7 protein-coding genes are annotated in these 6,371 nt (G+C 75.1%); 6 read left to right on the forward strand and 1 reads right to left on the reverse strand.

Annotated features, from left to right (window positions below):
- Positions 1-122: 122 nt before the first annotated feature.
- Positions 123-701 carry a hypothetical protein gene (locus tag ACZ4WH_RS16330; protein ID WP_468180809.1) on the reverse strand — a complete coding sequence of 193 codons (579 nt, stop codon included), beginning with the start codon at positions 699-701 and terminating at the stop codon, positions 123-125.
- 290 nt (positions 702-991) lie between these two features.
- Between ACZ4WH_RS16330 and ACZ4WH_RS16335 the strand changes: the two genes are divergently transcribed.
- The 6 genes from ACZ4WH_RS16335 to ACZ4WH_RS16360 all read left to right on the forward strand — a co-directional run bounded on the left by ACZ4WH_RS16335 (position 992) and on the right by ACZ4WH_RS16360 (position 6,269).
- Positions 992-1,993, forward strand: a complete 1,002-nt coding sequence (locus ACZ4WH_RS16335; protein WP_468180811.1) for a Vgb family protein — start codon at positions 992-994, stop codon at positions 1,991-1,993.
- A 106-nt stretch (positions 1,994-2,099) separates the two neighbouring features.
- On the forward strand, positions 2,100-2,978 hold the full coding sequence (locus ACZ4WH_RS16340; RefSeq protein ID WP_468180813.1) for an SCO6745 family protein: 879 nt from the start codon (positions 2,100-2,102) through the stop codon (positions 2,976-2,978).
- 238 nt (positions 2,979-3,216) lie between these two features.
- Positions 3,217-4,053, forward strand: a complete 837-nt coding sequence (locus tag ACZ4WH_RS16345) for a fructosamine kinase family protein (RefSeq protein ID WP_468180916.1) — start codon at positions 3,217-3,219, stop codon at positions 4,051-4,053.
- Between the two features lie 100 nt (positions 4,054-4,153).
- Positions 4,154-4,345, forward strand: a complete 192-nt coding sequence (gene tgmA, locus ACZ4WH_RS16350; protein WP_020938095.1) for a putative ATP-grasp-modified RiPP — start codon at positions 4,154-4,156, stop codon at positions 4,343-4,345.
- 17 nt (positions 4,346-4,362) lie between these two features.
- On the forward strand, positions 4,363-5,346 hold the full coding sequence (tgmB, locus tag ACZ4WH_RS16355) for an ATP-grasp ribosomal peptide maturase (protein WP_468180815.1): 984 nt from the start codon (positions 4,363-4,365) through the stop codon (positions 5,344-5,346).
- A gap of 35 nt (positions 5,347-5,381) precedes the next feature.
- On the forward strand, positions 5,382-6,269 hold the full coding sequence (locus tag ACZ4WH_RS16360; RefSeq protein WP_468180817.1) for a Gfo/Idh/MocA family protein: 888 nt from the start codon (positions 5,382-5,384) through the stop codon (positions 6,267-6,269).
- Positions 6,270-6,371: the final 102 nt, after the last annotated feature.

Raw genomic sequence — 6,371 nt, forward strand, 5'->3', positions numbered from 1 at the left:
ACTCGGGCACGGCAGCACGGGGATCAGGGCGGGGAAGACGGCGCCGGGGCGGGCGCAGGGGGCGCGGGCCGCCGACGCGGGGCGCGCCGGCGGTGTCCGCAACCCCTGGGACGTACGGCCCGTCAGGACGCCGGCTGGGCGGCCTTCTTGCGGCGCAGCGCGTAGGCACCGGTGGCGCCTACGGCGAGTACGGCGAGGCCGCCCGCGGTGACACCGGGCGTGGCGAGCGCGCCGCCGCCGGTGTGCATGCCACCGCGCGGCTTGTCGTGGTCGTCACCCCACTCGCTCTTGTCGCCCTTGTCGCCCTTCTCACCCTTCTCGCCGCGGTCCCCCTTGTCGCCCTTGTCGCCCTTGTCCTGGTCGTCCTTGTCGCGGTAGCTCTCAGGATCGAACCGGCTGTCGCCACCCGAACCCCAGTCCTCGCTGCGCACCGCGGCGAGCGCTCCGCCACCCGTGTGCATTCCGCCGCGCGGCCCGTCGTGTTCCCCGCCGCCGCCGCGCTTGTTGCCGTAGTCCTTGTCGTGGTCGCTGTCGGATCCCTCGTCCCGGTCGGAGTCGCTGTCCTGCTCCTTGCTGTACGAGGAGTCGTCCCGGCCGCCGCCGTCGTGCTCGGCCTGTACGGCGAACGCGGCGCCGGGGGTGGCGAAGGATAGGGCGGCGGCGGCAGCCGCCGTTGCCAGGAGCATGCGGGCAGAGCGCATAGTGATGTCCTTCCGCCGTGACCGGGCAGCGGATACCTCATCAGCTGGATGGACCCGGCCCCGACATGAACCACCGTCAGTGAGGCCCCTGACTCCCACCATCCGAGCCGCCCAGCCGGGTCACCACGCCACCCGTCTGCCCCAGCGCACCGGCTCCGGGACCCCTCGTCCGGGTCAATCGCCGACGCGGTCGTACGCCTGCCGGAGTGATCGCGTCGTACGACGGCCGGGAAGGCGGGGAAGGCCCTCTTACCCCTCCCTGTGCAAGCACGGCCCCGAAGGAGCACCCCATGCCCGCGCACACCCGGTACGGGCCACGGGTCCGGCGGCCGGCCGCCGCGTGCGCCGGTGCCCTGCTCGCCGTCGCCGCCGTCGCCGCTCCCGCCCGCGCCGCGGCGGAGCCGGTGACGGAGTATCCGGTGACCACGACGGCCGGTGCCGAGCCCGTCGGCATCACCGCCGGTCCCGACGGCGCGCTGTGGTTCGCGGAGCACGGCGCCGGACGCATCGGGCGGATGGCGGCCGACGGCACGGTCACCGACGTCCCGACCTCGGGTCCGGACACGGGCCCGGCCGAGATCGTCCAAGGGCCGGACGGGGCCCTGTGGTTCACCGAGACCATCGCCGGGCGGATCGGCCGCGTCACCCCCTCCGGGCTGCTCACCGAGTTCCCGCTGCCGGCGGCCGACAGCGGCCCGGCCGGGATCGCGCTCGGCCCGGACCGGTCGCTGTGGTTCACCGAGGCGACCGGGAACCGGATCGGCCGCGTCACGACCACGGGCCGGATCACCGAGTACCCGGTGCCCACCCCGGACGCCTCTCCGCACTCCATCGCGGCGGGCGAGGACGGAGCCCTGTGGTTCACGGAGCTGAGCGGCGGCAAGGTCGGGCGGATCACCCCCTCCGGACGGTTCGCCGAGTTCCCGCTGCCCGGCGGGGCTTCCGGCTTCCCGGGCGGCATCGTCGCCGGGCCGGGCGGCATGTGGCTCACCGCGTCCGGCGGGCAGGCGGTGGTCCGGATCGACTACGCCGGGCACGTCACCCGGTTCCCGCTGCCCGGCCCGGACAGCCTGCCCGGCGGCATCACGCGCGGTCCCGACGGCCAGGTCTGGTACGCCGACCAGGCGGGCCGCGTCGGCCGGATCACCGCGACCGGCGCCGTCACCACCTTCCCGGTGCCGGACGGCGCCGACAAGGTGCCGCTGCGGCTGACGGCCGGGCCCGGCGGGACCGTGTGGTTCACGGAACTGCTCGGCAACGCGGTCGGCAGGGTCCGGGTCCCCGCCCGGTGAGCCCTCATGACCACTCTCCTCTCGTGGCCACCCTCTTGTTATGACCGCTGTCATAACGCAGGCTGGTGCCGACAGCACGTCGAGGCCGACGCGGTGGGAGGAAGCAGTGGCGGACGGAATGGCGCGGGCCCTGTGGGAGCGGTACGAGCCGGTGCACAGTCTCGTGTACTTCGCACCGGAGGCACACCGGGCCGCGGACGGGCTCGGGCTGCGCGGGTTCTGGATGGGCTACTTCGCACTGCGCGCCGCCCCGCTCGGCGCCGCGTCCCCGTCCGTGGTGACGAGCTGTTTCTACGTCTTCCACCCGGCCCAGGTGGCCCGAGCGCTGCCGGACGCCTGGTCGTACGCCGCTGCGGCGGACGTGCTGACGGCCCGGCTGGAGGCGATGGACGCGGCGATGACCCGTCTGTTCGGGGCGGACACCGCCGGCTCCGCCGCTTTCGCCGAGGCGGCGGATCTCGCCTGGGAGGCCGCCGCGGGCGCGGACACCGCGGGCCGGGTGCTCGGCGCCGCCAATCAGGCGCTGGAGCGGCCGGACCGGCCCACCGCCCGCCTGTGGCAGGCCCTGACGACCCTGCGCGAGCACCGGGGCGACTCCCATGTGGCGGTGCTGGTCGGCCTGGGGCTCGGACCGGTCGAGGCCATGGTGCTCAAGGCGGCGGCCGGCGAGTCCGACGCGGCCTTCCTGCGCGAGACCCGGAAGTGGCCGGAGCACGAGTGGGCGGCGGCCGTGGACCGGCTGCGCGCGGACGGCCGGCTCACGGCGGACGGCGCGCTCACGCCGGCCGGGGCGGCCCTGCGCGCGGAGGCCGAGGCGCTCACCGACGCGGCGGCCGAGGGACCGTGGACCGTTCTGGGTGCCGACCGGAGCGGGCGGCTGGCCACGCTGCTGGAGCCGCTGGCCCGCACGGTCGTCGAGTCGGGCCTGCTGCCGCCGGGGAATCCGGTGGGGCTGACCCGGGGGACGTACCCCGTCGGACGCTGAGGGCGCTCCGGGCGCCGGCGCCCCCGCCCGGGTGCCGGGCCGGGGACGTCGTACGGGTGGCGGGGTGGTACGGACTACCAGGTCACCGGCAGCCGCTCGGGAATCCGATCAGCACGGGTAGTGACCGCCTGGGTTTGGCCGAAAACAGTCGTATCAATGGTTGAAGTGCCCGGCGGGCGGCCTTGATTGCGGGTCGTACGCTGGGGCCGTGGTCGACCGAGACGAGGATCCAGGACAGGTGGCGGCCCGGCTCACGGGGCGCCCGGTCAGCGGGGCCCGGCGGTCGTCGGGCTCGCCCGTCGAAGTGCTGCTGGACGGCGGGACACCGGTGATGGTCAAACGTGGCGACGCCCCGGGGGCGGTGCGCGCCGAGGTGGCGGGGCTGCGCTGGCTGGCCGCGGCGGACGCGGTCCGGGTGCCGGCGGTGCTCGGGCACGACGAGCGGTGGATGGTCACCGAGCGGGTGCCGACCGGCTCCCCGGACCCCGATGCTGCGCTGCGTTTCGGCCAGGCCCTGGCCACGCTGCACGCGGCCGGCGCACCGCACTTCGGGGCACCTCCGCCCGACGGGCCCGAGGACGCCTACATCGGCCTCGCCCCCATGCGGAACGCGCCGGGCACCGACTGGCCCCACTGGTACGCGGAGCACCGGGTGCTGCCGTATGTACGCGGCGCGGTCGACCGCGGCACGCTTCAGCCGGGCGAGGCGGCCGTGTTCGAGCGGGTCTGCGCGCGGCTGCCGGAGCTGGCGGGTCCGGCCGAGCCGCCCGCCCGGCTGCACGGCGACCTGTGGAGCGGGAACGTGCTGTGGGGCGCCGACGGCGAGGTCCGGGTGATCGACCCGGCCGCGCACGGCGGACACCGGGAGACCGACCTGGCGATGCTCCAGCTGTTCGGCTGTCCCCAGCTGGACCGGGTGCTCGCCGGTTATCAGCGGGCGGCTCCCCTGGCCGACGGCTGGCGGGACCGGGTGGGGCTGCACCAGCTCTTCCCGCTGCTGGTGCACGCGGTGCTGTTCGGGCGGGGATACGCCGAACAGGCGCTGGCGGCGGCGCGGGACGCGCTCGCGCGATGACCCCGGAAGGAACCCCTCCGAAGGGTGCTCACTCAGCGTAAGGAAACCAATCACCCGTTCGACTCGTATAAGGACGTGAAAGCCGAATCAGGGAGAGACCATGCAACCGTTCACGCTCAACTACGCGCGGCCCGCAGTGCAGTTGGACGTCACCACTCCGTACGCGTACGACTCCGGACTGCAGTTGAACGTCCTCCCGGACGGGCGGATCGCCGCCACCGACCACGCGACCCTCAGAGCACTCGGAACCACGACCTCGACCGCCGGTTCCAAGACGCACTTCGACGACTGAACCGCGGGCCTTCACAGATGACCGTGCTCATCCTGACCAGTGAAGAGGACGTGACGGCGGACATGGTGGTCCTCCGGCTGGGCGAGGCGGGCGTGCCCGTCGTCCGGCTCGACCCCGCCGATCTCACCAACGGGGTGGCGCTGTCGGGCGAGTACGTGCGAGGCGCCTGCCGGGGACATCTGTCCGTCGGCGGGCGCCTGGTGAGCATGAACGGCCTGCGCTCCGTCTGGGTGCGCAGGCCCGGCGACCCGGCCGCCCGCGCCGCGCAGCCGTCCGCCTGGCTGACGGAGGAGTCGTCGCAGGCGCTGTACGGCATGCTGCGCTGCACCGACGCCCGCTGGATGAACCATCCGGACGCCGCGCGCCGGGCCCGGCACAAGCCCTGGCAGCTGCATCTGGCCCAGCGCAGCGGCCTCGCGGTGCCGGCCACCCTCATCACGACGTTCCCGCAGGCGGCGCGGGAGTTCGCGGAACGCTTCCCGGACCTGGTGGTCAAGCCGGTCTCCGGGGCGCATCCGCAGGAGCCGCCCCGGGCGGTGCCGACCAGCCGGGTCGCGCCGGACGCCGACTTCACGGCGGTCGCCTTCGGCCCGACCCTGCTGCAACGGCGGATCGCCAAGCGGGCCGACATCCGGCTCACCGTCGTCGGCGACACCCTGCTGGCCGCGCGCAAGCCCGCCGACCCGGACGCCCACCCGGACGACGTGGACGTCCGCTTCGCCCCGTCGGTCTCCCCCTGGCTGCCCGCGGACGTGCCGCCACGCGTCGCCGAGGGCGTGCTGCGCTACATGACGGGTGCGGAACTGGCCTACGGCGCCTTCGACTTCGCGGAGGACGCCGACGGGATCTGGTGGTTCCTGGAGTGCAACCAGTCCGGCCAGTTCGGCTTCGTGGAGATGGACACCGGTCAGCCGATCGCCGCCACCATCGCCCAGTGGCTCGCGGAGCGAGGCGATTCGGACGGCAGGTGTGCGGGCGGCGACCGGAGTGCGGCATCTTGAGGGTGCGGGGATCGGCTCGGAGAAAGGAACGCGATATGCGCATCGGACTGCTGGGAACGGGCCCGTGGGCCAAGGCGGCGTACGCCCCCGCCCTCGCCGGGCACTCCGGCGTGGAGTTCGCCGGGGTGTGGGGGCGCCGGCCGGAGGCGGCCACGGCGCTCGCGGAGCAGTACGACGTGACGGCGTACGCCGACGTGGACGCGCTGCTGGCCGACGTGGACGCGGTGGCGGTGGCCCTGCCGCCGTCGGTGCAGGCCGAGTTGGCGGTGCGGGCGGCCCGGGCGGGCCGCCATCTGCTGCTGGACAAGCCGCTGGCGGTGTCGGTCGCCGAGGGGCGGGCCGTCGTGGAGGCGGTGGAGAAGGCCGGGGTGGCGTCGGTGGTGTTCTTCACCACGCGTTTCCAGAAGGAGCCGGAGGCCTGGATCGACGAACAGGCGGCTGTGGCGGGCTGGTTCACGGCGCGGGCGCAGTGGCTGGGGGCGGTGTTCACCAGTGACAGCCCGTTCGCGGCCTCGCCGTGGCGACGGGAGAAGGGCGCGCTGTGGGACGTCGGCCCGCACGCCCTGTCGGTGCTGCTGCCGGTCCTCGGCGACGTACGGCAGGTCGTGGCGGCGGCGCACGGTCCGGCCGACACCGTGCACCTGGTGCTCGACCACTCCACCGGCGCGTCGAGCACCCTCACGCTGAGCCTGACCGCCCCGCCGGCGGCGGCCGGGGCCGACGTGGAACTGCGCGGCGAGGCGGGCGTGACGGTCCTGCCGGGGAGTTCGGAGGGAGCGGTCCCGGCGCTGGCCCGGGCGGCCGACGCGCTGGTGGGGGCGGCCCGTACGGGCCGGCCGCACTCCTGCGACGCCGCGTTCGGCCTCCGGGTCACCGAGATCCTGGCGACGGCGGAGGCGCGGCTGGCGGGCGGGATGGAGTGAGCGGCAGCGGGGGGGGGGGGGGGGGGGGGGGGGGGGGGGGGGGGGGGGGGGGGGGGGGGGGGGGGGGGGGGGGGGGGGTTGTGGGGGGGGGGGGGGGGGGGT

This window comes from Streptomyces sp. NPDC029138 (assembly GCF_055564375.1).

Bases quoted from the DNA above. Each gene is read 5' to 3' on its own strand.
- ACZ4WH_RS16360 (WP_468180817.1), top strand. From the start codon at position 5,382: ATGCGCATCGGACTGCTGGGAACGGGCCCGTGGGCCAAGGCGGCGTAC.
- ACZ4WH_RS16335 (WP_468180811.1), top strand. From the start codon at position 992: ATGCCCGCGCACACCCGGTACGGGCCACGGGTCCGGCGGCCGGCCGCC.
- tgmA (WP_020938095.1), top strand. From the start codon at position 4,154: ATGCAACCGTTCACGCTCAACTACGCGCGGCCCGCAGTGCAGTTGGAC.
- tgmB (WP_468180815.1), top strand. From the start codon at position 4,363: ATGACCGTGCTCATCCTGACCAGTGAAGAGGACGTGACGGCGGACATG.
- ACZ4WH_RS16330 (WP_468180809.1), bottom strand. From the start codon at position 701: ATGCGCTCTGCCCGCATGCTCCTGGCAACGGCGGCTGCCGCCGCCGCC.